We start from the raw sequence: 23,899 nt of genomic DNA on the forward strand, positions 1-23,899 counted from the left end.
TCGATGGCGGGCGTGTCCGGCCGCAACCCCCCGGAGAAAAAAGATGTCCACCAGCGCCGACACGACGGCCCCCCCGCTCAGCCCGCTCCCGCACGATACCGAGGGCCTGAAACAGTCCATCCGCGATGCCATGGTGCGGTTCGTCGGAAAGGATCCGAAACAGGCCACCCAGCGCGACTGGCTCGATGCCACCTCGTTCGCGGTGCGCGAACGCATGATCGAACGCCGGCTGCTGACCCGCCGCCAGTTCGACGCGGAAGACGTCAAGCGGGTCTATTACCTGTCGATGGAGTACCTGATCGGGCGCATGCTGGAGGCCAACCTGCGCAACACCGGCATCCTCGACGAGACCCGCGAGGCCCTCGCTCAGCTGGGACAGGACTACGACGAGATCGTTGCCTGGGAGGATGACGCCGCGCTGGGCAACGGCGGCCTGGGGCGTCTGGCCGCCTGCATCCTCGAATCGCTGGCAACCCAGGGCTATCCCGGCTTCGGCTACGGCATCCGCTATGAATACGGCATGTTCCGCCAGCAGTTCGAGCCCTACCGTCAGGTCGAGCACCCGGACAACTGGCTGCGCTACGGCAACCCCTGGGAGTTCCCGCGCGCGGAACGCAAGTACCCGATCCGCTTCTACGGCGAGGTGGTGGAGCATCACCGCAGCGACGGCTCGGTGCACTACTCCTGGGAAGACGGCGAACAGGTCCTGGCCATGGCCTACGACTACCCCACCGCGGGCTACGGCCGGCGCAACGTGAACAACCTGCGCCTTTGGGGCGCCAAGGCGACCCGCGACTTCGACCTGCGCTATTTCAACGAGGGCGACTACATCCGCGCGGTGGCCGACAAGAGCCAGTCGGAGAGCATCTCCATGGTGCTCTATCCCAACGACGCCACCGCCATCGGCAAAGAACTGCGGCTGAAGCAGGAGTACTTCTTCGTCGCCGCCTCGCTGCACGACATCCTCGATCGCCACCTGGAGCTGGGCTATACCCTGGACGATCTGCCCCACCAGGTCGCGATCCAGCTGAACGACACCCACCCGGCGATCGCAGTGGCGGAGATGATGCGCCTGCTGATGGACCGCCATGAGCTGCACTGGGCCCGTGCCTGGGAGCTGTGCCGCAAGGTATTCGCCTACACCAACCACACCCTGATGCCCGAGGCCCTGGAAACCTGGTCGGTGGACCTCATGACCCGCGTGCTGCCGCGGCACATGCAGATCATCTACCGCATCAACCACGAATTCCTCGAGATGGTGCGCCGGCGCTTCCCCGGCGACGAGGAACGCCTCAAGCGGCTGTCGCTGATCGACGAGGAAGGCGGGCGCAACGTCCGCATGGCCCATCTGGCGGTGGTCGGTTCACACCAGATCAACGGCGTCGCCGTCCTGCATACCGAGCTGCTGAAACAGACCCTGTTCGCCGATTTCTACCAGCTGTGGCCGGAACGCTTCGTCAATGTCACCAACGGCGTCACCCCCCGGCTGTGGATGATCCAGGCCAATCCGGAGCTGACCGAGTTCCTCGGCGAAAAGATCGGCCACGACTGGCAGTACGACCTTGAACGCCTGCGCGCGCTGGAGCCCTGGGTCGCGGATCCGGAGCTTCAACAGAAGTTTCAGCAGGTCAAGCGCAAGAACAAGGAGCGCCTGGCCGCGCTGGTGCGCGAACGCACCGGCATCCGCATCCGCACCGACGTCCTGTTCGACGTACAGATCAAGCGCATCCACGAATACAAGCGCCAGCTGCTCAAGCTGCTGCACGTGATCGAGCTGTACAACCGCATCCGCGACGGCGAGGACGTGCCCCCGCGGGTGGTGATCTTCGGCGGCAAGGCGGCCCCCGGCTACCAGCGCGCCAAGGACATCATCCAGGTCATCAACGAGGTCGCGGACGTCATCAACCACGACCCGCAGGTGGGCGACCGCCTGAAGTGCGTGTTCATCCCCAACTACGAAGTCAGCGCCGCGACCGTAATCATCCCCGCGGCGGACCTCTCGGAGCAGATCTCCACCGCGGGCTTCGAGGCCTCGGGCACCGGCAACATGAAGCTGGCCCTGAACGGCGCGCTGACCGTCGGCACGCTGGACGGTGCCAACATCGAGATCCGCGACGCGGTGGGCGAGGACAACATCTTCATCTTCGGCATGACCGAGTCCGAGGTGGTCGCCCACCGCGCCCGCGGTGAGGTCCCCGAAGCCATGCTCGCCGGCCGGCCCGCGCTGAGCCGCACGGTGGAGATGATCGAGCAGGGCTATTTCACCTGCGACGACAACGCCACCCATGCGGAACTGGGGCACTATCTGCGCCACCAGGACCCGTTCTTCGTGCTCGCCGACTACCCCGCCTACCGCGAGGCCTGCGAGCGGGCCGACGCGCTGTATGCGCAGCCGGAATGCTGGAACACCGCGGCGCTCACCAACATCGCGCGCATGGGGTACTTCTCCATTGACCGCACGGTGCGCGACTACGCGGAGAAGATCTGGGACGCCACGCCGGAACCGGTGGCCCCGAAGCGCAACGGCGGCTGAACACGACCGCCGCGCGAGGCCGCCCCGGTCATTCGTCCGGGTCGGCGACCTCGGCGATCAGGTCGTGCTCGCGGGTGTCCGTGATCCGCACCTCGATGAAGTCCCCCGCCTCCACCGAGTCGGGATCGGCATCCGGCACGCGGATCACCCCGTCGATCTCCGGCGCCTCCGCGGCCGAGCGCGCGACCACGATGCCGTGTTCGTCGGTGCCGTCCACCAGCACCACCGGCTGCGTGCCCACCCGCCGGCGCAGCCGTTCGGCACTGATCTCCGCCTGCACCTCCATGAAACGCGCCAGACGCTCCTGCCGCACGGCCTCCGGGACCGGGTCCGGCAGGGCATTGGCCTCGGCCCCGTCCACCGGCGAATAGGCAAAGGCCCCGACGCGGTCCAGCTGCGCCTCGCGCAGGAAGTCCAGCAGGGTCTCGAACTCGGCCTCCGTCTCCCCGGGGAAGCCCACGATGAACGTCGAACGCAGCGTCAGATCGGGGCGCCGCGCGCGCCAGTCGGCGATCCGCTCCAGCACCCTCTCCGCCGCGGCCGGACGGCGCATGGCCTTCAGTACCCGCGGGTGGCCGTGCTGCAGCGGCATGTCGAGATAGGGCAGCAGTCCGCCCTGCTCGCCGGAGCCCATCAGCGGGATCAGGCGATCCACATGCGGATAGGGATAGACGTAGTGCAACCGCACCCAGATGCCCAGCTGCCCCAGGGCCTCGGCGAGGTGCGCGATATCCGAGCGGATCGGGCGCCCGCCGTGGAAGCCGGTACGATATTTCACGTCCACGCCGTAGGCGGAAGTGTCCTGCGAGATCACCAGGATCTCGCGCACACCGGCCTCGGCCAGGCGCTCCGCCTCCGCCAGCACCTCGCCGATCGAGCGACTGACCAGGTCGCCGCGCAGCCCGGGGATGATGCAGAAGCTGCAGCGGTGATTGCAGCCCTCGGAGATCTTCAGATAGGCGTAGTGGCGCGGCGTCAGGCGAATGCCCTCCGGCGGCACCAGGGTCTCGAAGGTGCCCGCCGGCGGCGGCAGGTGCTCGTGCACCGCCGTGACCACGTCCTCGTAGGCATGCGGCCCGGTGACTGCCAGCACGTCCGGATGGCGCTCGTGGATGGTCTCGGCATCCTTGCCCAGGCAGCCGGTCACGATCACCTGCCCGTTCTCCGCCAGGGCCTCGCCGATCGCCCCCAGCGATTCTTCCACCGCCTCGTCGATGAACCCGCAGGTATTGACCACCACCAGGTCCGCCCCGGTGTAGTCCCCGACGATCCCGTAGCCCTCGGCACGCAGCCGGGTCAGGATGCGCTCGGAATCCACCAGCGCCTTGGGACAGCCCAGGCTGACAAAGCCGACCTGCGGCACTGCGCTTGACAATGCGGACATGTTATTCACAACGCGACTCCCGTCCTTTCACCCCGGCCCCGACCCCGGGCAGCACCGGGCCCGGGCCCATTGACATAAAAAGAACTCTTTGTTTTCAAACACATACAAAATCTGAACAAAAACTGACCAATCCAGAGTCCTGCGCCGCAGCAAGCCGCTGGCGCCATCCAGTGACAGTTCGTCCACAAAGTTTTCCACAGGTTTCGGGGAAAACTCGCGCGCCCCGGCACAACGCCCCGCAGGACAACGACCTGGCCGGACCGGCGGCCGCCTGCCGCGAAGACCGCCGTCGACTTGCGCCCGGCCACAGGAGGCGGCTATGCTAGCGCACTTTTCGCCCGAACACGCGTGAGTCGACCATGAAAGCCGAGATCCATCCCCAATACCGCGAAGTCAACGTGATCTGCACCTGTGGCACGAAGTTCACGACCCGTTCCACCCTGGGTCAGGACGAGATGCACCTGGACGTCTGCTCGCAGTGCCATCCGTTCTACACCGGCAAGCAGAAGATCGTCGACACCGCCGGCCAGGTGGACAAGTTCAAGCGCCGCTTCGCGTTCTGAAGTCCCGCGCGAGGTCGCATCACGCGGCCCCGCAGGCAGGCGGCGGCCCATCGGCCCCGCCGGCGTGGCCGATCCGGCGAGGGCATCCTTCGGGGTGCCCTCGTTTGCGTGCGGGCTCCGCAGGGCGGTCCGCAGGGTGTATGCTGAAGGGGTGTCATTATCCCGCGACCCCGCGGGTCCTGCAGGCAGAAACCGCATGAACTGGTCACGCATGAACTCGCTGTTCCGTCCGCTGCGCCGGCGTCTGCCGGTACTGGCCCTGATCGCCGTGCTGGGCATGGCCCTGGGCCTGCCCGCCTGCACCACCAACCCGGTGACCGGGCGCTCCCAGCTAATGCTGGTCTCCGAAAACCAGGCGATCGACGCCTCGCGCGAGGCCTACGTCGAAATGCTGTCCGGCGCGCGCGAGGAGGGGCGGATCAACGCCGACCCCGAGATGACCGAACGGGTCCACGGCATCACCGGCCGGGTCGTGGCACAGGCCATCGAGTACCGCCCCGAAACCGCGGACTGGGACTGGGAGATCGCGGTCATCGAGGCGCCGGACACCCTGAACGCGTTCGCCATGGCCGGCGGCAAGATGGCGATCTACTCCGGCATCATCGAACAGCTGGAACTGACCGACGACGAACTGGCGCAGATCATCGGCCACGAGATCGGCCATGCCCTGTCCGCCCACAGCGCCGAGAAGATGTCGGTGGCGATGGCCTCCAATCTGGCGGTCACCGGCTTCGCCATCACCGGCGACCGCTCCGAGCTGGCGCTGACCGGCGCCGCGCTGGGCGCGGTGCTGGCGGTGCAGCTGCCGCACAGCCGGCGCATGGAAACCGAAGCCGACGAGATCGGCATCGAACTGGCGGCCCGCGCCGGCTACGCCCCCGACGCCGCCCCGGCGCTGTGGCGCAAGATGGCCGAGCAGTCCGGCGACAGCCGCCACCCGGTGTTCCTCAGCACCCACCCGGCGCCGGAAGGGCGCCAGCGCGAGCTCGCCCGGCTGGCCGACGAGGTACGACCGCTGTACGAGGCAGCCCGCGACCGCAATGATCTGCCGACCCACCCGGTCAACTGAACCCACCGCCCGCACAAGGCCCGTTCGCAATCATGTCCGACGATTTCAACCAGCGCGCCCTCGACTACCACGCCCGCGAACCGGCCGGGAAACTGGCCATCCACGTCACCAAGCCCACCGCCACGCAGGACGACCTGTCGCTGGCGTATTCGCCCGGCGTGGCGGCCCCGGTGCGCGCCATCGCCGACAACCCCGACGAGGTCTACCGCTATACCGGCAAGGGCAACCTGGTGGCCGTGATCACCGACGGCACCGCGGTTCTCGGCCTGGGCAACACCGGCGCGCTGGCTTCCAAACCAGTGATGGAGGGCAAGGGCGTGCTGTTCAAGACCTTCGCCGGGGTCGACGTGTTCGACATCGAGGTCGACGCCGCCCAGCCCGAGGACTTCATCAATACCGTGGCGCGCATCGCCGGCGGCTTCGGCGGCATCAACCTCGAGGACATCGCGGCGCCGCACTGTTTCGAGATCGAACGCCGCCTGAGCGAACGCCTGGACATCCCGGTGTTCCACGATGACCAGCACGGCACGGCCATCATCACCGCCGCCGGCCTGCTCAACGCCCTGTCCATCCAGGGCAAGAACCTGGCCGACGCCCGGATCGTCTGCGTGGGCGCGGGAGCTGCCGGCATCGCATCCATGCAGCTGCTGGTGCGCCTGGGTGCGAGCAAGCACCTCATCCACATGGTCGACCGCAATGGCGTAATCCACAGCCACCGTGAAGACCTCAATGAACACAAGCAGATCTTCGCGGTGGACACCGAGGACCGCACGCTGGAGGACGCCTGCCGCGACGCGGACGTGTTCATCGGGCTGTCCGGCCCGGACATCCTGACCCCGGACATGCTGCGGAGCATGGCGCCGAACCCGGTGATCTTCGCCCTGTCCAATCCGGACCCGGAGATCCAGCCGGACCTGGCCCGCGAGACCCGGGACGACCTGATCATGGCGACCGGCCGCTCCGACTACCCCAACCAGGTCAACAACGTGCTCGGATTCCCGTTCATCTTCCGCGGGGCGCTGGACGTGCGCGCCCGGCGCATCAACGACGCCATGCTGGTCGCGGCCACCCACGCGATCGCCGACCTGGCGCGCGAACCGGTGCCGCAGAGCGTGCTGGACGCCTACGGCCGCGACCACCTGGAGTTCGGACCGGACTACATCCTGCCCACGCCGTTCGATCCGCGCCTGATCGAGACCATCCCGGAGGCGGTGGCCCGGGCGGCCCGCGACAGCGGCGTGGCGCGAACCTGAACACACAGTCCGAGGAGCGCAGGCCATGCAGAAGATCGCCATCGTCGGAGCCGGGCGGGTGGGGGAATCCACCGCGCAGTTCCTTGCCCGCCGTGACCTCGCCCGCGAGATCGCGCTGCTGGATGTCCATGAAGGGACCGCCGCCGGGGCCGCACTGGATATCCAGGAGACCGCGCCCCTGCTGGGCTTCGACACCCGCCTGACCGGTTCCCACGAGGCGGACGTCATCGCCGGTGCGGAACTGGTGATCATCACCGCCGGGCTGCCACGCAAGCCGGGCATGTCGCGCTCCGATGTCCTCGACAAGAACGTCGCGATCCTCGACGAAATCCTCGACCAGGTCCGGCGCCACGCCCCCGACAGCCGCCTGCTGGTGGTCTCCAATCCGGTGGACGTGCTCACCTGGCGCGCGGCGCAGCAGACCGGCTGGAGCCGCGACCGGATCATGGGCCAGGCGGGCGTGCTGGACACCTCGCGCATGGCCGCCTTCATCGCGCTGGAGACCGGCCTGTCGGTGCACGACATCCAGGCCCTGGTGCTGGGCGGGCATGGCGACGCCATGGTCCCGCTGCTGCGCTACTCGCATGTCAACGGCATCCCGCTGGACCGGTTCCTCGACCGCGAAACCCTCGACTCCATCGTCGAGCGCACCCGCCACGGCGGCGCCGAGATCCTCGCCCTCAAGCAGACCTCCAGCGCCTATGCGGCCCCGGCCGCGGCGATCGCCGAGATGGTCGAGGCGATCGCCCTCGACCGGCGCCGGGTCCTGCCCACGGTCGCGCTGCTGGACGGCGAATACGGCCAGCGCGATGTCGCCACCGGCGTCCCCTGCATCCTCGGCCAGGGGGGCATGGAACGCATCGTGGAACTGGATCTCCAGGCCGACGAACAGGCGGATCTCGAGCGTTCCATCGCCGGCATCCGGAAGGATCTTGAACGCCTGCAGTGAACCCGTGGCCACCCCGACCTGCACGGTCGTGGACACCAGCATCTTCGTGTTCCGCGCCTGGTTCGCGCGCGGCCTCGATCCCGACCCGCAGGGCCGGCCCGGCGGTGCGCTGCACGGCTTCGTCCACTCCCTGTGCCAGTGGCTGCCACGGCGTGCCCCGGGGCCGCTGGGCTTCTGTTTCGACACCTCGCTGCGGCGCGGTTTCCGCCACCGCCTCGACCCCGGGTACAAGGCCCATCGTCCGCCGGCACCCCCCGAACTGCGGGCTCAGTTCGAGCGGATCGGCGAGCTGCTGGACGCCCTCGGGCTGGCCCGCTTCTCACACCCCGAATACGAGGCCGACGATCTGATCGCCACCCTGGCCCGCAACGCGCGCACGGCGGGGCTGCCGGTCGCGGTGATGAGCGCCGACAAGGATCTGGCACAGACCATCCTCGGCGACCGGGACCACCTGCACGACCCGGAACGCGGCCGGCCCATGGATCGCCGAGCCCTCGAGAAGCGCCTGCGCGTGCGCCCCGACCAGGTGGCCGACCTGCTGGCGCTGGCCGGCGACCGCAGCGACAACATCCCGGGGATCCACGGCCTGGGCCCCCGCGGAGCGGCCCGCATCCTGCGCCGCCTGGGCGACCTGGAAAGCGTGCTTGCCGATCCCGACGCGGTTCGCCGCTGCAACCTGCGCCGCGCCACCGCCCTCGCGCAGGCGATCGCCGCCGATCCCGAACGCCTGCGTCTGTCGCGCCGGCTGACCGGTCTGGTGAACGACGTCCCGGGACTCCCCCGGGGTTCCGATCTGCCCGCCGAACTGCAGCCGCGCGGACCGGTCAGTGACATACACGCCCGGCTGCATGACCTCGGCGTGCACCCCGACTACCACGAGCGGCTGCTGCATGTGGCCGCCCCGACCCCGGAGGCCATCCCGGCATGAACCCGGTCCGCATTCAAACGCGCCTGGCGACGCGCCTTGCCGCATTCCTGCTGCTGACCGCGACGGCCGGCCTGCCCGGCACCGCAGCCGCCCATCCGCACGCCTGGATCGATCTCGAGGTCGACTTCGAGCGCGACGCCACCGGCCAGCTGGTACGCATGCATCACCTGTGGCAATTCGACCCGATGTACTCCGAATACCTCCACGAAGACGCCCTGGCCCACCAGGAGGGCGACAGCGATGCCGAGCGCCTGAACGCGCTGGCGCGCGAGATCCTCGACAACCTGGAGGAATACGACTGGTACACGCACTTCGAGGCCGAAGGCCACGCGATCGAGGTGCGGCCGGAGGGCGAGGCGCGGATGGAGAAGGACGGAGACACCCTGGAATACCGCTTCACCCTGGCGCTCGAGGGTGCACCCGACCCGGCGCGGACGCCGGTGGATTACCGCGTCTTTGATCCCACCTATTTCATCGAGATCCTGCACCCTGACGAACGCCCTCCGCAGGTGCGCGGGGCACCGGAATGCGAGGTCGGGGTCGACCGGCCACGGCCCGACCCGGCGATGGTCGCCCGCGCCATGGCCCTGGACTATGGCGCGGAGCCCGAGGAGAACCTCGGACGCCATTTCGCCGACCGTGTGACCCTGCGCTGCGACTGAGGGCATGAGCCGGATCCTGCTGTTCCACAAGCCCTGGGGCGTGCTCAGCCAGTTCACCGACCGCGAGGGCCGTCCCACCCTGGCCGATTACATCGACCTGCCCGGCGTGCACCCGGCCGGACGTCTGGACCGCGATTCCGAGGGCCTTCTGGTGCTCACCGACGATGGCGCCCTGAACGCCCGCATCACCCGCCCCGGCCCCGACTCCGCGGGCAAGACCTACTGGGTGCAGGTGGAAGGCGAACCCGACAAGGCCGCACTGGACGCCCTGCGCACCGGGGTAGAACTGCGCGACGGCCGCTCCCTGCCGGCGAAGGTCGACCGTATGGACCCGCCGGACCTGCCGGAACGCGACCCGCCGGTGCGCTTTCGCCGCCACATCCCCACCCGCTGGCTCGCGATCACCCTGTACGAAGGGCGCAACCGCCAGGTCCGGCGCATGACCGCCGCGGTCGGCCATCCGACCCTGCGCCTGGTGCGCTACCGGGTCGCCTCCTGGACCCTCGACGGGCTGGCCCGCGGCGAGAGCCTGCTGCTTTCCGGCTGATCGGGCGGCATTGCGCGTCATGCCGCGCAAAACACGGGCACGGGGATTGCCAGCCCGCCGGACCTGACGGATGATGGTGGAATACGCGGAGGCTCAGGAGACACAGGCATGCGCATTCGTCAGCGGCTGATCGCCGGCACCCCCGGCATGGTCCTCGCCATGACCCTGACCCTGCTGGTCGGCGGCCCTTCTGCCGCGGACTCCGGTTCCGGCGCGGAAGAAACTCGCTACGCCTTCGAGCGCGGCCTGTTCGTCACCGCCGAACGGGCGCTCAACCGGGGCCACACCGAGGCGTTCGAGCGCGCGCGCGAGACCCTGGCCGATTACCCCCTCGCACCGTATCTCGACTACCGCCGCCTCGCCCGTGACCTTGGGCGGGCAGAACCCGACGCGGTGCGGGAATTCCTCGAGCATCACGGCGATACCCCGCTGGCCGACCGCCTGTACGCCAACTACCTGCGCCATCTCGGCGAGGAATCCGAATGGGATACCCTGCTGGAGATGGTCGACGACCAGCGTTCCATGGGGGTGACCCAGGACTGCCATCGCCGCCAGGCCCTGCTGGACCGAGGCGAGGACGACGCCGCGCTGGAGGACATCGAGTCGATCTGGCTGCACGGCCATTCGCGGCCCTCGGCCTGTGACCCGGCTCTGGACACCTGGCGGGATGCCGACGGCCTGACCAGTGAACTGGCGATGCAGCGCTTCGCCCTCGCCATGGACGCCGGCCAGACCGGGCTGGCCCGCTACCTGCGCCGCTACCTCGACCGTGACGACGAAGCCTGGGCCGAGCGCTGGCTCAACCTCCGGGAACGGCCGGCCCGGGTCGCGGAGGCCGACTTCGACGCCGACGACCACCCGCAGGCCGGCCCCATGGCCGAAGACGCCTGGAAACGCTGGGTCCGTTCCGACCTGGACGCCGCCCTGGACGCCTGGCAGGAGCGGGCCGCGAACGGCCCGGCGACCCTGGATAGCGACGGCCGCAACGCGGTGGCCCACGCCCTGGGCCTGCGCCTGGCGGTGCGCTACCGCGACGAGGCCCCCGAGTTCCTCGCCGGACTGGACGAAGAGGTCTTCGACGCCCAGCTGCGCCAGTGGCAGGTACGCGTGGCCCTGCGGGCGGGGGACTGGGAAACCGTGCGCGACGCGGTGCGCGCCATGCCGCGCGAGACCCGCGAAGAGGCCCAGTGGCGCTACTGGTTCGCGCGCGCCGAAGAGGCCCTGGGCAATGCGGACAGCGCCCGCGATCATTACGAGCGGGCCGCCACCGAACGCAATTTCCACGGGTTTCTCGCCGCCGACCGGATCGGGCAGCCCTACCGTATCGGACATCGGCGCGCGGATCTGGACAACGGCCTGCGGGTGCGCGTGCGCAACCAGCCCGCGATGCTGCGGATGCGCGAACTGCTGCGGCTGGATCGCCACACCGAGGCGCGGCGCGAATGGCAGCACGCGGTCGCGCGCATGGACAACGACGAGCGGGTGGCCGCGGCACACGAGTTCGCCGAATGGGGCTGGCACGACCGGGCGATCTTCACCGTGGCCCGCGCGCGCCAGTGGGACGACGTCGAACTGCGTTTCCCGCTGGCCTTCGACGATCTGATCGTTGCCGGCGCCCGCGATCAGGGCATTGATCCGGCCTGGGCCATGGCGGTCGCACGCCAGGAGAGCGCCTTCCTGCATGACGTGCGTTCACACGCGGGCGCGCTGGGCATCATGCAGATCATGCCGGCCACCGGGCGCAACATCGCCTCGGCCGCGGGCGTGCAGGTGAATTCCGACTGGGACATCCTCGAGCCCGCGAACAATGCCCGCCTGGGCACCTACTATCTCGGGCGCAATCAGGAGCGCTTCGGCGGCCACGGGCTGCTGTCCACCGCCGCCTACAACGCCGGGGCCCACCGGGTCCGGCAATGGCTGCCGGAAGACGGCGAGACCCTGGATGCGGACATCTGGGCGGAACTGATCCCGTTCTCCGAGACCCGCAAGTACATCCGCCGGGTGTACGCCTACCGCATCCTGTACGCCGTGCGTCTCGGCCAGGAACCGCCGTCGATGGCCAGCCTGCTGTATCCGGTCACCGCGGAATCGCACCTGGCCGAGGCCCGTCAGGCCCATCTGCGCGAGGTGCACGGCGGGGACGACATCGCCCTGAATCGCGGCTACTGCGGCTTCCCCGGCGGCGGCGCGGACCCCTGCTGACGCCGCCTCAGCCGGTCAGGATGTCCTGACGCATGCGGCTGGCGATACCCTCGGCCAGCTGCTGCCATTCCTTCGCGTGCGCCGGATCCAGCATCTCGTCGGTGGTCGCGCGGAAGTGCTCCATCCAGGCCTGAAGATCGTCTTCGGTCAGCTTCAGCGGCGCGTGCTTGCCCACCATGTCGATGGTCGGAGGCTGTTCCAGACGCCCGCCCAGGTTCTGGTACCAGAAATCGCTGATCCGGCGCACGTGATCCTCGAAATCCTCGATGCGCTCGAAGTGATGTCCGATCCGGGGATCGGCCGACACCCGGCGGTAAAACTCGTCGATCACGGCGCGGATCTGCTCCGCCCCGATCTTGTCGCATAGTGGTTCCAGTTTGCGGAAGGCCATCTCGGGACTCCTGACGTTCGGGGTGTGTAGTGGTTAACCTGTCAGCCACATCCGCCACGGGAGACAGACACATGACGCGAAGCAGCGCACGGGACGACGACCTGACCGCCGCCCTGGCCCGGTGCATCACGGACCATACCGGAGTGCCGTTCGAGGCGACAGGCCGCAGCGCGCGCTCCGGCGGCTCCATCAACCAGGCCCTGCGTCTGGAGGGCACCGACGGCCGCCGCTTCTTCGTCAAGCTCAACCGCGGCGACCACGCCGGCATGTTCGCCGCCGAGGCCCGTGGCCTGACCGAACTGCAGCGCTGCGAGGTGCTCAAGATCCCGGAGGTCATCGGCACCGGCGAGGCTGCCGGCGCCCGTTTCCTGATCATCGAGGACCTGGACCTGGGCGGCCCGCGCGACGCGGTGGCGCTGGCGCGTGGCATCGCGGACATGCACGGGCATACCGCCAGCCGCTTCGGCCTCGACGAGGACAATTTCATCGGATCCACGCCGCAGTCCAATCAGCCGCATGCGGACTGGGTGGATTTCTATCGCGAGGAACGCCTGGGGTTCCAGCGCCGCCTGGCCCGCGACCGCGGGGCCCCGCGCGGGCGTCTGGACACCCTGGCCGAGCTGGAAGAGCGCCTGGACGGCTTCTTTACGGACTACCGCCCGCAGCCGTCCCTGCTGCACGGCGATCTGTGGAGCGGCAACTGGGACTTCCTCGGCGACGGCCGGCCGACGCTGTTCGACCCGGCCACCTATTATGGCGACCCCGAGGCGGATCTGGCGATGATGGAACTGTTCGGCCACCCCGGGCGGGACTTCTTCGCGGCCTACGCCGAACAGCGGCCGCTGGATCCGGGCTATGCCACCCGCCGGACGCTGTACAACCTGTACCACATCCTCAACCACAACCACCTGTTCGGCGGCGGCTACGGCTCGCAGGCCGAACGCATGGCCCAGCAGCTGCTCGCCGAAGTGCGCTGACGCGGGTCAGCCGCGGTTGCCGGCCTCCGGCACGATGGACGAATAGATGGCCGAGTAGTCGGCATCGCCCAGCCCCCGATCGGCGGCCTGTTCGAGCAGATCCGCCAGCAATGGCAACCAGGGATCGGACAGCCCCGCGTCGGCGGCTGCCTGATGGGTCAGGCGCACGTCCTTCAGCAGGTGCTTGACCGGGAAGTTGGCGGTGCCGAAGTCCCCCGAGCACATCTTGTCCAGCTTCTTGTCGAAGGTGGGTGCGTAGAGGGCGCTTTCGCGCAGGATCTCCATGAAGGTGTCGACCTCCACGCCCTCGCGCCGCACCAGCCCCAGACTCAGGGAGAATGCCGCCGTGAGGCTGGCGATCAGCTGATTGAAGGCCAGCTTCAGCGCCGCCCCCTGGCCGGTCGCACCCACGTGCCGGACGGTACTGCCCAGCGCTTCCAGCACCGGGGCGGCCCGCTCCACGTCCACGTCATGCTCGGCGCCGGCCATGATCAGCAGCCGGCCCTCCCGCGCCTCGGGGATGGACCCCAGCACCGGGGCCTCCACGTAGCAACCGCCCGCCGCGCGCACGCGCTCGCCCAGGACCCGGCTCTCGGCCGGCAGAATGGTGCCCATCTGGATGAAACAGCGCCCGTCGACCGTTCCCGGGGAAAGATCGGCGAGCACGGCCTCGATGGCCCGTGCATCACTGAGCATCAGAACCACCCAGTCCGCCCCCTGCACCGCCCCGTCGGGGGTCGAATACACGGTCGCGCCGGCGCGGACCAGATCCTCGGCCCGCGCCGGCGTACGGTTGTACGCCTGCAACGGGAACCCCGCCTCCATCAGCCGCAGGCCCATGGGGGTTCCCATCAGCCCGCAGCCCAGCAGTGCCACCTGTGACATCGATGCCTCCTAGCGGATCTTGTGGTCGAGGTCTTCGGTGTAGCCGAACAACGTGTGCGGGGGAGGGGCTTCGCGCTGATAGCGGCTGGGGGTGATCGCCTCGGTCTGCTGCAGCGAACGGTACAGCCCCACCATCATGATCAGCATCACGATGGAGAACGGCAGACCGACACTGATCGCCGCCGCCTGCAGCGCGCCCAGCCCCCCGGCCACCAGCAGCACCGAGGCCACGATCCCTTCGGCCACGGCCCAGTACACGCGCTGGGTCACGGTGGGATTGCGCACGTCACCCGAGGCCAGGGTGTCGATCACCAGCGAACCGGAGTCCGAGGAGGTGACGAAGAAGGTGACGATGAGCAGCGTTGCCGCAGTCATCACCACGATCGCCATCCAGTCCAGCATCGGCAGGGCCTCGATGGTCAGAAACAGTGCGGTCTCCATCTGCTCCGAGACCTGCCCGGCCACGTCGGCCACGCCTTCGAGCTGGAAGCCCATGGCCGTGCCGCCGAACACCGACAGCCAGACGAACCCGGCCGCGGTCGGCGCCAGCAGCACGCCGGTCACGAATTCGCGGATGGTGCGCCCGCGCGAGACCCGCGCGATGAACATGCCGACGTACGGCGCCCAGGAGATCCACCAGCCCCAGTAGAAGATGGTCCAGGTCGTGGCCCAGCCGGAATCCTCGATGGTATCGGCCCACAGGCTCATCGCGGGCAGGTTCTGGACATAGACGCCGGTGGATTCGACCAGGGTCCGCAGGATGAACAGCGTGGGCCCGAGCACCAGCAGCAGCGCGATCAGCACCACGCTCAGGCCGATGTTGAAGTTTGACAGCCGCTTGATCCCGCGATCCACGCCCAGGGCCACGGAACCCACCGCGATCAGGGTGATGATCGCGACCAGCACGACCTGGTTCAGCGTGCTTTCCTCGATGCCGAAGACGAAGTTGAGGCCCGAGTTGATCTGCATGACGCCCAGGCCCAGCGAGGTCGCGACCCCGAACATCGTCCCGAACAGCGCAAGGATGTCGACCAGGTGTCCCCACGGGCCGTAGATGCGGTCGCCGATGAACGGGTACAGCGAGGAGCGGATCAGCAGCGGCAGATTGTGCCGGTAAGCGTAATACGCCAGCGACAGGCCCACGATGATGTAGATCGCCCAGGCGTGAAGCCCCCAGTGGAAGAAGGTGTAGCGCATCGCCTCCATCGCCGCCGCGCTGGATTCACCCTCGGCATGCGGCGGCGACATGTAGTGGTACATCGGCTCGGCGATGGAGAAGAACAGCAGCCCGATGCCCATGCCGGCGGAGAACAGCATCGCGAACCAGGACGCGTAACTGAACCGCGGCGCCTCGAACTGATCGCCCAGACGCACCCCGCCGTAGCGGCTGAACATCAGGTACAGGGCAAAGATCAGGAAGATCGTCACCACCAGCATGTAGTACCAGCCGAGGTAACGGGAGATGCCGTCGCGCGTCTGCACGAACAGGCCCTCGGCCGTCTCGGAAAACGCCGCCCCGAAAAGCACGAAGGCCACGATGATGATGCTGGCGATGATGAAGACCGGACTGCAGATGACCCCGAAGCCGCGCACGCGCGTCTGGGACAGACCGGGAGTGGATGATTCATCCATGGATGACTCCCCTTTTGCATGGGTAGCGTGGCGGCCGGGTCGTGGGACGCTGACGCCGGCCCCGCACGCGGATGGAAATGCCTTGAACGGATGATCCTACGGTAGCGAATGCCCCGGGGTACTGCAAAAAAGCGGCTCCGCCGGCTCCAGCAGCAGCCCGCGGGCCTGTCCGGCGGTGCGCTCGCGCAGGATGTGCCACTGCGCCCCCGTCACCTCCGCCGGGTCGCGATGGGCTTCCAGTTCGACATACACGCGCCCCCCGGGCGCCAGCCAGCCCCCGCCCGCCAGGGTGCGCAGTGCCGGGGCGAGCAGGTCGCGCTCGAACGGCGGGTCGAGGAACACCACGTGGAACGGGGCGGCGACGTCCGGGCCCGCCTCCAGCAGACGCGCCGCATCGGCACAGCGCACCTCCACGCCGCTGGCGCCCAGCTCTTCGACGGCCTGCTGCAGCAGCGCGACGGCACGCCGGTCGCGCTCCACCATCAACACCGACTGCGCCCCGCGCGAGGCCGCCTCGAACCCCAGGGCCCCGGTACCGGCGTACAGGTCCAGCACCCGCGCACCGGGCAGATGCGGCTGCAGCCAGTTGAACAGGGTCTCGCGCAGGGCGTCGGCGGTAGGACGCAGGCCCTGCACGTCGGCCACCGACAGCCAGCGCCGCCGCCACGCGCCGCCGATGATGCGGACCCGGGACTCGTGGCCGCGCCGCCCCGCGGAACCCGCCCCGCGCCTACGGTTCTTCGCCACCGACGATCACCGTGACCAGGGCCTGCGGGTCGACCCGTTCCCGTATGGCCCGCTGCACGTCGTCCGGCGTCACCGCTTCCATCCGTGCGGGGTAGTGCGTCAGATAATCCGCGCCGAGATCGTAGAAACCGATCAGGGCCAGATGCGAGACGATCCCCGAGCTGGAGGCCAGGCGCAGCGGGAAACCGTTGACCACGTTGGCGCGCGAGGCCTCCAGCTCGGCCGGCTCCACGCCCTCGGCATGCCAGCGCCGGATCTGCTCGTGCAGGGCTTCCACCGCCTCGCCGGTCTGCTCGGTGCCGGTCTGCATCGAGACGCTGAACGGTCCCTCCGCGGCGCGCGACCCAAACCCGCTGCTGACGGAATAGGCCAGTCCGCGCTCGCTGCGCAGCTCGCGGAACAGACGCGAGGTGAAGCCACCTCCGCCCAGCACGTGGTTGCCCAGGGTCAGCGGGTAATAGGCATCGTCACCACGCCGCAGGGCCGGTGCGCCGATGCGGATGTGCGCCTGCTCCGAGGGGAACGGGACATGCTCCGTCACCGCACCCTCCAGCGGCGGCACCGGCGGCAGCGGTTCGGCCGGTTCACCGGGGCGCAGGGCCTGCGAGACACGCGCCGCCAGAGCTTCGGCCTGCCGGCGATCCACGCCGCCGGTGATCGCCAGCACGCCGTTGCGCGCCGTGTAATACCGCTCGAAGAAGCCGCGCGCGTCCTCGGGGCTCAGCGCCTCCAGACTCTCGCGATCCCCCGCCGGCCAGTTGGCGTACGGATGATCGGCGTAAACCAGCTCGTGGAAACGCCGCGCGGCCACGCTGCCCGGCTCCTGACGCTCCCGCTGCAGTCCCAGCAGGGCCTGGCGCCGCGCCCGGTCGAAGTCGTCCTCGGGGAAGGCGGGTTCCGCGAGCACCGTGGTCAGGGTTTCCATCGCGGTGTCGAGCCAGTCCGTCTCGGTGAGACTGCGCAGCGAGACCACGGCCATGTCCCGCTGCGAGCTGGTACTGAAGCGGGCACCGACGGACTCGAAACGCTCGGCCAGCGCATCGGCATCCATCTCCGTCGTGCCGTGACGCAGGCTCCGGCTGGTCATGCGCGCCAGCCCCGGCAATTCGCCGTCCCTCGCCGCACCGGCATCAAAGGTCAGGCGCAGGTCCACCATGGGCAGTTCGGGTGCCTCGACGTACAGCACCTGCAGGCCCTCGTCGGTCTCCCAGCGGTCGACCTCCATCGCCGCCGCCGGCGCGGCGACCAACACCGCCAGCAACACTCCCGTCCAGCGAATCACAGGTCACCTCCATATTCGGCGGCCGGTTCCTCCGACTCGCGTTCATCCAGCGGCAGCGGATCCAGGATCCCCACCGTCAGGGTCTCCGGCACCAGGTATTCCTGCGCGACGCGGCGCACATCCTCCGCGGTGACCGCGCGCACCCGCTCGACGAAGGCGCCCAGCTCCTGCCAGCCGATGCCGACCGTCTCCAGCATCGCCAGCTGCGACGCCTGCGCATGCACCGAGTCGCGGCCGTAGACCTCGGACGCCACGACCCGCGCCTGCACGCGTTCCAGCTCATCTTCGCCCACCGGCTCCTCGCGCAGGCGCTCGATCTGTTCGCGCAGGGCTGCTTCCAGCGTCCCGGGATCGGTGTCCGCCGCCGGCACCCCGCCCAGCATGAACAGCCCGTCACGGCGGGTGAACGGGCTGTAGCTGGCCGCGGCGGAGCCGGCGATCTCGCGTCCGCGCTCAAGCTCGCGGGCCAGCCGCGAGGCCTCGCCGGAGGACAGCACTCCCTCCAGCACCAGCAGGGCATAGGCATCGTCCGGCTCTTCCAGCGAGTTCAGCGACGGCGCCTTCCAGCCCATCATCACGTAGGGCAGTTCGGCCGGCACCTGCACCGTGACGCGACGCTCGCCGGTCTGCGCCGGTTCGCTGCGCGCCGGGCGTTCCCCGCCCGGGCCGGCGGGGATGTCGCCGAAATGGCGTTCGGCGGCGGCCACCACCGCCTCCGCGTCGACGTCCCCGACCACCGCGGCCACCGCGTTATCCGGGGTGTACCAGGTGTCGTACCAGTCCTGCAGGGCCTCCACGCTGTACTCGTCGATGTCGCTCATCCAGCCGATCACCGGCTGGCCGTAGGGATCGGCATGAAAGGCCGCGGCCATGAACGCCTCGCGCAGACGCGCGTTGGGCCGGTCGTCCACGCGCTGGCGGCGTTCCTCGCGCACCACCTCGCGTTCGGGCAGGAATTCCTCCTCGGTCAGGCGCAGGTGCTGCATGCGCTCGGCCTCCATCTCCAGCAGGGTCTCCCAGTGGTCGCTGCCCAGCAGCTGGTGATAGCCGGTGTAGTCGCGCCCGACGAAGGCGTTCTCGCGACCACCCAGGCGCGACACGACGCGCGAGAATTCACCGGGCTCGAAGGCCTCGGAGCCGCGGAACATCATGTGTTCCAGCATGTGCGAGATGCCGGTGACCCCGCCGTATTCGTCGGCCGAGCCCACGCGGTACCAGATCTGGGTGGAAACCACCGGCGCCCGCCGATCCTCCAGCACCAGGACGGTCAGACCGTTGTCCAGACGGGTCTCGACAACATTGTCGGTGATGGAACCGGATGCCGCGGCGGGAGCCGCGAACAGGGCCGTCAGGCAAAACAGCAACGGGGCCAACCCCGGGACGCGAACACGCATGTTGTGAACCTGCCTCGTGCCAGGGAAACGCTGATCAATATGCACGTTCGCGTTGGCACCCCGGGTTTTCCGAGACAAGGCGCGTCGCGCAGCGGGTAGTGGTTCTACCCGCAAGCGGCGCAACGCAGGATCGGGGAACCCGGGGCGCCAACCCCGAAGGGGCTCGGCCGCTTTTGCGCGCGCACGGCGTTGCGGCTCCCTTGTGCAGAATGACTGCACGGCGGTCGCCGCGCCTTGTTCGCGCGCAAAAGCGACTCGAGCGCGAACGTGCATATTGATCAGCGTTTCCCTAAGATTATGCATCTCTCAACAGACCTCTCCCGGCATGTTCGGTTTCCGCAAAAAGAAAAAGTCCGAAGACTCCGCGAACGACGCCACGCCGGCCGCCGAGGAAAAACCGGCGCGCGGCGGGTGGTTCCAGCGCCTGCGCCAGGGCCTGTCCAAAACCGGCCAGGTGCTCAACGCCGATCTCGGCAGCCTGTTCCGCCGGCGCATCGACGACGAGCTCTTCGAGGAACTGGAAGAGCGCCTGCTGATGGCGGATGTCGGCCTGGAAGCCACGCAGAAGATCATGGACCGAATCACCGGCGAGGTGAAGCGGCGCGAGCTCGACAACGCCGAAGCGCTGATGGACGCGCTGGAAAACGCGATGATCGAGGTGCTGGAACCGGTCTCCGAACCGCTGACCCTGCCCGATGATCCGGGTCGGCCGTTCTCGATCCTGGTGGTGGGCATCAACGGGGCCGGCAAGACCACCACCATCGGCAAGCTGGCCCATCACTTCCGCGCCGACGACTTCTCCGTGATGCTGGCCGCCGGCGACACCTTCCGCGCCGCGGCGGTGGAACAGCTGCAGAAGTGGGGCGAACGCAACGAGGTGCCGGTGATCGCCCAGGGCACCGGCGCCGACTCCGCCTCGGTGGTCTACGACGGCCTGCAGGCCGCCACCTCGCGCGGGATCGACGTGATGATCGCCGACACCGCCGGGCGCCTGCACACCCAGACCAACCTCATGGACGAAGTGCGCAAGGTCAAGCGGGTGATGGGCCGGCTGGATGCGCAGGCCCCGGACGAGGTCCTGCTGGTGGTGGACGGCGGCACCGGGCAGAACGCCCTGAGCCAGGCGAAGCAGTTCCACGAGGCCCTCGGCCTGACCGGCATTGTGGTCACCAAACTGGACGGCACCGCCAAGGGCGGGATGATCTTCGCCCTGGCGGAACAGCTGGGCGTGCCGGTGCGCTTTATCGGCGTGGGCGAGAAGCCCGAAGACCTGCAGCCCTTCGACGCCCGCCGCTTCGTACGGGCCCTGCTCGGCCGGGACGACGACTGACCCGCCGATGATCCTCCTGCAGCGCGTCACCAAACGGTTCGGCTCGCAGTCCGAGGCCCTCAGCCAGGTCAGCCTGAAGATCGACCCGGGCGTGATGGCCTTCGTCACCGGCCCGTCCGGCGCGGGCAAGAGTACTCTACTGCGCCTGATCGCCGGGCTCGAACGTCCGACCCGTGGCCGCCTGCGGGTCAACGGCTTTGATCTCGATCAGCTCTCCGCGCGCGACATCCCGCAGTTTCGCCGCAGCATCGGACTCGTCTTCCAGGATCACCGCCTGCTGTACGACCGGCCGGTGTACGACAACATCGCCCTGCCGCTGGAGATCATGGGGTACCGGCGGCCCGAGATCCGCCGCCGGGTGCGCGCGGCGCTGGACAAGGTCGCCCTGCTGCATCGCGAGACCGCGCGGCCGCAAACCCTGTCGGCCGGGGAGCAACAGCGGGTCGGGATCGCCCGTGCGATTGTCCACCGCCCGGCCCTGCTGCTGGCGGACGAACCCACCGGGAACCTCGACCCGGCGCTGTCGCGCGAGATCCTCGCGCTGTTCGCCGATTTCAACCGCATCGGCATGACCGCGCTGGTCGCCTCGCACGACCAGGATCTGGTGGAACGCATGCCGCACCCGGTGCTGCATCTGGAAGACGGGCGCATCGAGGCCCGCGCGCGCCAGGAGGCCGGCGCATGAACCGCGCCCGGGCCCTGCGCGACCGCCTGGGCGCGTGGCGCGAGGCCCACGCGGACGCCGCGCGGCGCAGCCTCGCACGGCGGCTGCAGGCCCCGGTCATGTCCCTGATCAGCATCGCGGTGCTGGGTTTCATCCTGGCGCTTCCCGCGTTCCTGTGGGTCCTGCTGGACAATGCGCGGGCACTCTCCGCCCACGTCGACCATGAACCGCGCATCGCAGTCTATCTGGAAGCCGGCGAGTCCGACGCACTGCAGGAGCAGGCCCGGGAGCTGGAGCGGCTCGCGGATGTCGGCCGCGTGACGGCCATCCCGGCCGAACGCGCCCTCGAGGACTATCGCGCCGACCTGGCCGACCCGGCCCTGCTCGACTGGATGGACGGCAACCCCCTGCCGGACACCCTGGACGTGGTGCCGGAGCGCAGTGATCCGGAAACGGTCACGCGCCTCGAGACGACCCTGGCGGAGCGTTTCCCCGACGCCACGCTGGTCAGTGATGACGAGTGGGTGCGCCAGCTCAACGCACTGTACCAGCTCGGTACGCGGGTCCTCACGATCGTCGCCGGCCTGCTGGGGCTGGGTGCCCTGCTGGTGCTGGCGCTGGCCAGCGCGTCGGAACTGCGCGAGCGGCGCGAGGAGATCACCATCGCGCGGATCAGCGGCGCAACCCACCGTTTCCTCCGCCGACCATCGCTCTACGGCGGCATCTATGGCGGGCTGGGCGGCGGGCTGTTCGCCGTGCTCCTGCTCTACCTCGGCACCTGGCAGGCGCGCGAACCGCTGGAGTCGGCCGCCGGGGCATTCGACATCGACTACGCGCTGCGACTGCCGGGACCGGAAGTCGCGCTGGGCATCATCACGGCGGCGGTGCTGCTCGGCTGGGCCGGAGCGCGGCTGGGCAGCGGCCATGCCCTGCGCGATGCCCCCTGAATCTCCGCAGGTGAATCCCCGCGCAGCCGGCTGGCTTGAAATAAGGGCCGGACACCCCATATTCCGGAACTCCTGCGGGGCTTAGCACTCCAAGGAATCGAGTGCTAAGGTTGAAACGGTTACGAACGGAGGGATGCGAATCCATGAGTCAGGCACTGATGCCCCATCGCGCGGACATGCCCGTTCCGGTGGGCGATCTCAATCATTACATGCAGGCGGTATCGCAGATCGAGGTACTGAACGCCGAGCAGGAGCGCGAGCTCGCGCTGGAGCTGCACGAGCGCAACAACCTCGAGGCCGCCCGCAGCCTGATTCTGCACAACCTGCGGTTCGTGGTGCACGTGGCCCGCGGCTACAGGGGCTACGGCCTGCCGCTGGGCGATCTGATCCAGGAAGGCAACGTGGGCCTGATGAAGGCGGTACGCCGGTTCGATCCGCACAAGGGCGTGCGCCTGGTGTCCTTCGCCGTTCACTGGATTCGTGCCGAGATCCACGAATACATCCTGCGCAACTGGCGGATTGTGAAGGTCGCGACCACCAAGGCGCAGCGCAAGCTGTTCTTCAACCTGCGCAGCGCCAAGCAGCGCCTGGGCTGGATGAACCGCGAGGAAGTCTCCGCGGTGGCCGAGGACCTCGGCGTCAGCGAGGCGGAAGTCTGGGAGATGGAAAACCGTCTGGCCAACCAGGACACCAGCTTCGATCCGCTTCCCGAAAACGATGACGACGAACGGACAGCCCTCGCACCGGCACAGCGCCTGAGCCTGGAGGACATGAGCGACGACCCCGCCCGGGTGGCCGAGGAGGCCGACTGGGACGCGCATTACAGTTCGCGTCTGGGCGAGACCCTGGAAGAGCTGGACGAGCGTTCGCGCGACATCCTGATGCGCCGCTACATGGGCGAAAAGAAGGCGACCCTCCACGAGCTGGCGGCGGAATACGGGGTCTCGGCCGAACGCATCCGGCAGATCGAGAATGCCGCGATCCGCAAGATCCGTACGGCCTTCGCTGACTGAGTCTCGGATCCGCGCCCTTTCGCAGGGGTTGTGATCGAAAAAGCCCCCGGCGATTCGCGTCGCCGGGGGCTTTTGCGTTAGCGGTCTTTCGGTAGCCCCTCAGCCGAAGAGGATCACCGAGAAAAAGCTGAACCAGGAGAAAATGATCAGCGCAGCCGTGAAGGTCAGCGGGAAATTCTCGAAGGTAAACCAGTTACGCATGACGGCACCTCAACATCCATTACGTTTTCGGGGGCAAGATTAAGCCGGTTCGGCGACGGGCGCAAGGGGGTCAGCCGTCGCGCGCGCCCGAACCGGCCTCCTCCGGGCGCCGGGAGGTCGGGGCCTGCCCGTCGTCCTCACGCCGCTCCTTCGCCGCCCCGCGCCCGCCGGACCCGCTGGCCGGAGGCTGCGTGGGAATTCTGGGGTCATCGTCGTCCATCAGGATACGGTGGGCCGGCCCCTCGAGGTCATCGTACTGTCCGGAGCGGATCGCCCACAGCAACAGCAGTCCGACCACCAGGGCGAACAGCATGGCCAGCGGAATGAGCAGGTACAGGATGTTCAT

The 23,899-nt window shown here is 68.7% G+C and carries 22 protein-coding genes; 14 read left to right on the forward strand and 8 right to left on the reverse strand.

Annotation, left to right across the window (positions count from 1 at the left end):
* Positions 1-43: 43 nt before the first annotated feature.
* A complete protein-coding gene (locus D577_RS0108405) occupies positions 44-2,533 on the forward strand; it encodes a glycogen/starch/alpha-glucan phosphorylase (protein WP_018947060.1) in 2,490 nt (829 codons plus the stop codon).
* 28 nt (positions 2,534-2,561) lie between these two features.
* Here the strand turns inward: D577_RS0108405 and rimO are convergent, their stop codons facing one another.
* Positions 2,562-3,917 (reverse strand): 30S ribosomal protein S12 methylthiotransferase RimO, encoded by a 1,356-nt coding sequence (gene rimO / locus D577_RS0108410; RefSeq protein ID WP_038036194.1) that lies wholly within the window; start codon positions 3,915-3,917, stop codon positions 2,562-2,564.
* Positions 3,918-4,276: 359 nt separating this feature from the next.
* Between rimO and rpmE the strand changes: the two genes are divergently transcribed.
* The 8 genes from rpmE to D577_RS0108450 all read left to right on the forward strand — a co-directional run bounded on the left by rpmE (position 4,277) and on the right by D577_RS0108450 (position 12,090).
* A complete protein-coding gene (gene rpmE / locus D577_RS0108415) occupies positions 4,277-4,480 on the forward strand; it encodes a 50S ribosomal protein L31 (RefSeq protein WP_018869107.1) in 204 nt (67 codons plus the stop codon).
* Positions 4,481-4,691: 211 nt separating this feature from the next.
* Positions 4,692-5,549 carry a M48 family metallopeptidase gene (locus D577_RS0108420; RefSeq protein ID WP_018947062.1) on the forward strand — a complete coding sequence of 286 codons (858 nt, stop codon included), beginning with the start codon at positions 4,692-4,694 and terminating at the stop codon, positions 5,547-5,549.
* Between the two features lie 32 nt (positions 5,550-5,581).
* Entirely contained in the window at positions 5,582-6,802 is a 1,221-nt protein-coding gene (locus tag D577_RS0108425; RefSeq protein ID WP_018947063.1) for a malic enzyme-like NAD(P)-binding protein, read from the forward strand.
* A gap of 25 nt (positions 6,803-6,827) precedes the next feature.
* A complete protein-coding gene (gene mdh / locus D577_RS0108430; RefSeq protein WP_018869104.1) occupies positions 6,828-7,751 on the forward strand; it encodes a malate dehydrogenase in 924 nt (307 codons plus the stop codon).
* Positions 7,735-8,679: a 5'-3' exonuclease H3TH domain-containing protein gene (locus tag D577_RS0108435; protein ID WP_018947064.1), complete on the forward strand. Its 945-nt coding sequence runs from the start codon at positions 7,735-7,737 to the stop codon at positions 8,677-8,679. Before mdh ends, D577_RS0108435 begins: the two co-directional genes overlap by 17 nt.
* Entirely contained in the window at positions 8,676-9,341 is a 666-nt protein-coding gene (locus D577_RS0108440) for a DUF1007 family protein (protein ID WP_018947065.1), read from the forward strand. Before D577_RS0108435 ends, D577_RS0108440 begins: the two co-directional genes overlap by 4 nt.
* Positions 9,342-9,345: 4 nt before the next feature.
* Entirely contained in the window at positions 9,346-9,888 is a 543-nt protein-coding gene (locus D577_RS0108445) for a pseudouridine synthase (RefSeq protein ID WP_018947066.1), read from the forward strand.
* Positions 9,889-9,996: 108 nt separating this feature from the next.
* Positions 9,997-12,090 (forward strand): transglycosylase SLT domain-containing protein, encoded by a 2,094-nt coding sequence (locus tag D577_RS0108450; protein WP_018947067.1) that lies wholly within the window; start codon positions 9,997-9,999, stop codon positions 12,088-12,090.
* A gap of 7 nt (positions 12,091-12,097) precedes the next feature.
* Here D577_RS0108450 and D577_RS0108455 read toward each other — a convergent pair whose 3' ends face one another.
* Positions 12,098-12,481: a group III truncated hemoglobin gene (locus D577_RS0108455; protein WP_018869099.1), complete on the reverse strand. Its 384-nt coding sequence runs from the start codon at positions 12,479-12,481 to the stop codon at positions 12,098-12,100.
* Positions 12,482-12,552: 71 nt separating this feature from the next.
* Between D577_RS0108455 and D577_RS0108460 the strand changes: the two genes are divergently transcribed.
* Positions 12,553-13,458: a fructosamine kinase family protein gene (locus D577_RS0108460; RefSeq protein ID WP_018947068.1), complete on the forward strand. Its 906-nt coding sequence runs from the start codon at positions 12,553-12,555 to the stop codon at positions 13,456-13,458.
* Between the two features lie 6 nt (positions 13,459-13,464).
* On the opposite strand, the gene D577_RS0108465 is transcribed toward D577_RS0108460, so the two are convergent.
* From D577_RS0108465 to D577_RS0108485, 5 genes are all read right to left on the reverse strand, one after another.
* The gene (locus tag D577_RS0108465) at positions 13,465-14,343 is read right to left on the reverse strand and encodes an NAD(P)-dependent oxidoreductase (RefSeq protein WP_018947069.1); all 879 of its coding nucleotides are present in this window, start codon (positions 14,341-14,343) and stop codon (positions 13,465-13,467) included.
* A 9-nt stretch (positions 14,344-14,352) separates the two neighbouring features.
* Positions 14,353-15,975, reverse strand: a complete 1,623-nt coding sequence (locus D577_RS0108470) for a BCCT family transporter (RefSeq protein ID WP_018947070.1) — start codon at positions 15,973-15,975, stop codon at positions 14,353-14,355.
* Between the two features lie 96 nt (positions 15,976-16,071).
* Complete coding sequence (gene rsmD, locus D577_RS0108475; protein ID WP_018947071.1) at positions 16,072-16,722, reverse strand: 16S rRNA (guanine(966)-N(2))-methyltransferase RsmD; 651 nt, start codon at positions 16,720-16,722, stop codon at positions 16,072-16,074.
* Positions 16,706-18,001, reverse strand: coding sequence for a pitrilysin family protein (locus D577_RS0108480; RefSeq protein WP_051073634.1), 1,296 nt, complete (start codon positions 17,999-18,001; stop codon positions 16,706-16,708). Before D577_RS0108480 ends, rsmD begins: the two co-directional genes overlap by 17 nt.
* Positions 18,001-19,398: a pitrilysin family protein gene (locus D577_RS0108485; protein ID WP_051073632.1), complete on the reverse strand. Its 1,398-nt coding sequence runs from the start codon at positions 19,396-19,398 to the stop codon at positions 18,001-18,003. The genes D577_RS0108480 and D577_RS0108485 overlap by 1 nt, the downstream gene beginning before the upstream one ends.
* A gap of 325 nt (positions 19,399-19,723) precedes the next feature.
* Between D577_RS0108485 and ftsY the strand changes: the two genes are divergently transcribed.
* The 4 genes from ftsY to rpoH all read left to right on the forward strand — a co-directional run bounded on the left by ftsY (position 19,724) and on the right by rpoH (position 23,352).
* The gene (ftsY, locus tag D577_RS0108490) at positions 19,724-20,728 is read left to right on the forward strand and encodes a signal recognition particle-docking protein FtsY (RefSeq protein WP_018947074.1); all 1,005 of its coding nucleotides are present in this window, start codon (positions 19,724-19,726) and stop codon (positions 20,726-20,728) included.
* Positions 20,729-20,735: 7 nt separating this feature from the next.
* A complete protein-coding gene (ftsE, locus tag D577_RS0108495; RefSeq protein ID WP_018947075.1) occupies positions 20,736-21,413 on the forward strand; it encodes a cell division ATP-binding protein FtsE in 678 nt (225 codons plus the stop codon).
* Positions 21,410-22,339, forward strand: coding sequence for an ABC transporter permease (locus D577_RS0108500; RefSeq protein ID WP_018947076.1), 930 nt, complete (start codon positions 21,410-21,412; stop codon positions 22,337-22,339). Before ftsE ends, D577_RS0108500 begins: the two co-directional genes overlap by 4 nt.
* 143 nt (positions 22,340-22,482) lie before the next feature.
* Positions 22,483-23,352, forward strand: coding sequence for an RNA polymerase sigma factor RpoH (gene rpoH, locus D577_RS0108505; protein WP_018947077.1), 870 nt, complete (start codon positions 22,483-22,485; stop codon positions 23,350-23,352).
* Between the two features lie 271 nt (positions 23,353-23,623).
* On the opposite strand, the gene ccoS is transcribed toward rpoH, so the two are convergent.
* Complete coding sequence (gene ccoS, locus D577_RS0108515) at positions 23,624-23,899, reverse strand: cbb3-type cytochrome oxidase assembly protein CcoS (protein ID WP_018947078.1); 276 nt, start codon at positions 23,897-23,899, stop codon at positions 23,624-23,626.

Source organism: Thioalkalivibrio sp. AKL17, from assembly GCF_000377885.1.
GTDB classification, from domain to species: Bacteria; Pseudomonadota; Gammaproteobacteria; order Ectothiorhodospirales; family Ectothiorhodospiraceae; genus Thioalkalivibrio; species Thioalkalivibrio halophilus.

Excerpts from the sequence above, each read along its gene's own strand:
- D577_RS0108405 (WP_018947060.1), top strand. The coding sequence starts at position 44 with ATGTCCACCAGCGCCGACACGACGGCCCCCCCGCTCAGCCCGCTCCCG.
- rimO (WP_038036194.1), bottom strand. The coding sequence starts at position 3,917 with ATGTCCGCATTGTCAAGCGCAGTGCCGCAGGTCGGCTTTGTCAGCCTG.
- rpmE (WP_018869107.1), top strand. The coding sequence starts at position 4,277 with ATGAAAGCCGAGATCCATCCCCAATACCGCGAAGTCAACGTGATCTGC.
- D577_RS0108420 (WP_018947062.1), top strand. The coding sequence starts at position 4,692 with ATGAACTCGCTGTTCCGTCCGCTGCGCCGGCGTCTGCCGGTACTGGCC.
- D577_RS0108425 (WP_018947063.1), top strand. The coding sequence starts at position 5,582 with ATGTCCGACGATTTCAACCAGCGCGCCCTCGACTACCACGCCCGCGAA.
- mdh (WP_018869104.1), top strand. The coding sequence starts at position 6,828 with ATGCAGAAGATCGCCATCGTCGGAGCCGGGCGGGTGGGGGAATCCACC.
- D577_RS0108440 (WP_018947065.1), top strand. The coding sequence starts at position 8,676 with ATGAACCCGGTCCGCATTCAAACGCGCCTGGCGACGCGCCTTGCCGCA.
- D577_RS0108445 (WP_018947066.1), top strand. The coding sequence starts at position 9,346 with ATGAGCCGGATCCTGCTGTTCCACAAGCCCTGGGGCGTGCTCAGCCAG.
- D577_RS0108450 (WP_018947067.1), top strand. The coding sequence starts at position 9,997 with ATGCGCATTCGTCAGCGGCTGATCGCCGGCACCCCCGGCATGGTCCTC.
- D577_RS0108455 (WP_018869099.1), bottom strand. The coding sequence starts at position 12,481 with ATGGCCTTCCGCAAACTGGAACCACTATGCGACAAGATCGGGGCGGAG.
- D577_RS0108460 (WP_018947068.1), top strand. The coding sequence starts at position 12,553 with ATGACGCGAAGCAGCGCACGGGACGACGACCTGACCGCCGCCCTGGCC.
- D577_RS0108465 (WP_018947069.1), bottom strand. The coding sequence starts at position 14,343 with ATGTCACAGGTGGCACTGCTGGGCTGCGGGCTGATGGGAACCCCCATG.
- D577_RS0108470 (WP_018947070.1), bottom strand. The coding sequence starts at position 15,975 with ATGGATGAATCATCCACTCCCGGTCTGTCCCAGACGCGCGTGCGCGGC.
- D577_RS0108485 (WP_051073632.1), bottom strand. The coding sequence starts at position 19,398 with ATGCGTGTTCGCGTCCCGGGGTTGGCCCCGTTGCTGTTTTGCCTGACG.
- ftsY (WP_018947074.1), top strand. The coding sequence starts at position 19,724 with ATGTTCGGTTTCCGCAAAAAGAAAAAGTCCGAAGACTCCGCGAACGAC.
- ftsE (WP_018947075.1), top strand. The coding sequence starts at position 20,736 with ATGATCCTCCTGCAGCGCGTCACCAAACGGTTCGGCTCGCAGTCCGAG.
- D577_RS0108500 (WP_018947076.1), top strand. The coding sequence starts at position 21,410 with ATGAACCGCGCCCGGGCCCTGCGCGACCGCCTGGGCGCGTGGCGCGAG.
- rpoH (WP_018947077.1), top strand. The coding sequence starts at position 22,483 with ATGAGTCAGGCACTGATGCCCCATCGCGCGGACATGCCCGTTCCGGTG.
- ccoS (WP_018947078.1), bottom strand. The coding sequence starts at position 23,899 with ATGAACATCCTGTACCTGCTCATTCCGCTGGCCATGCTGTTCGCCCTG.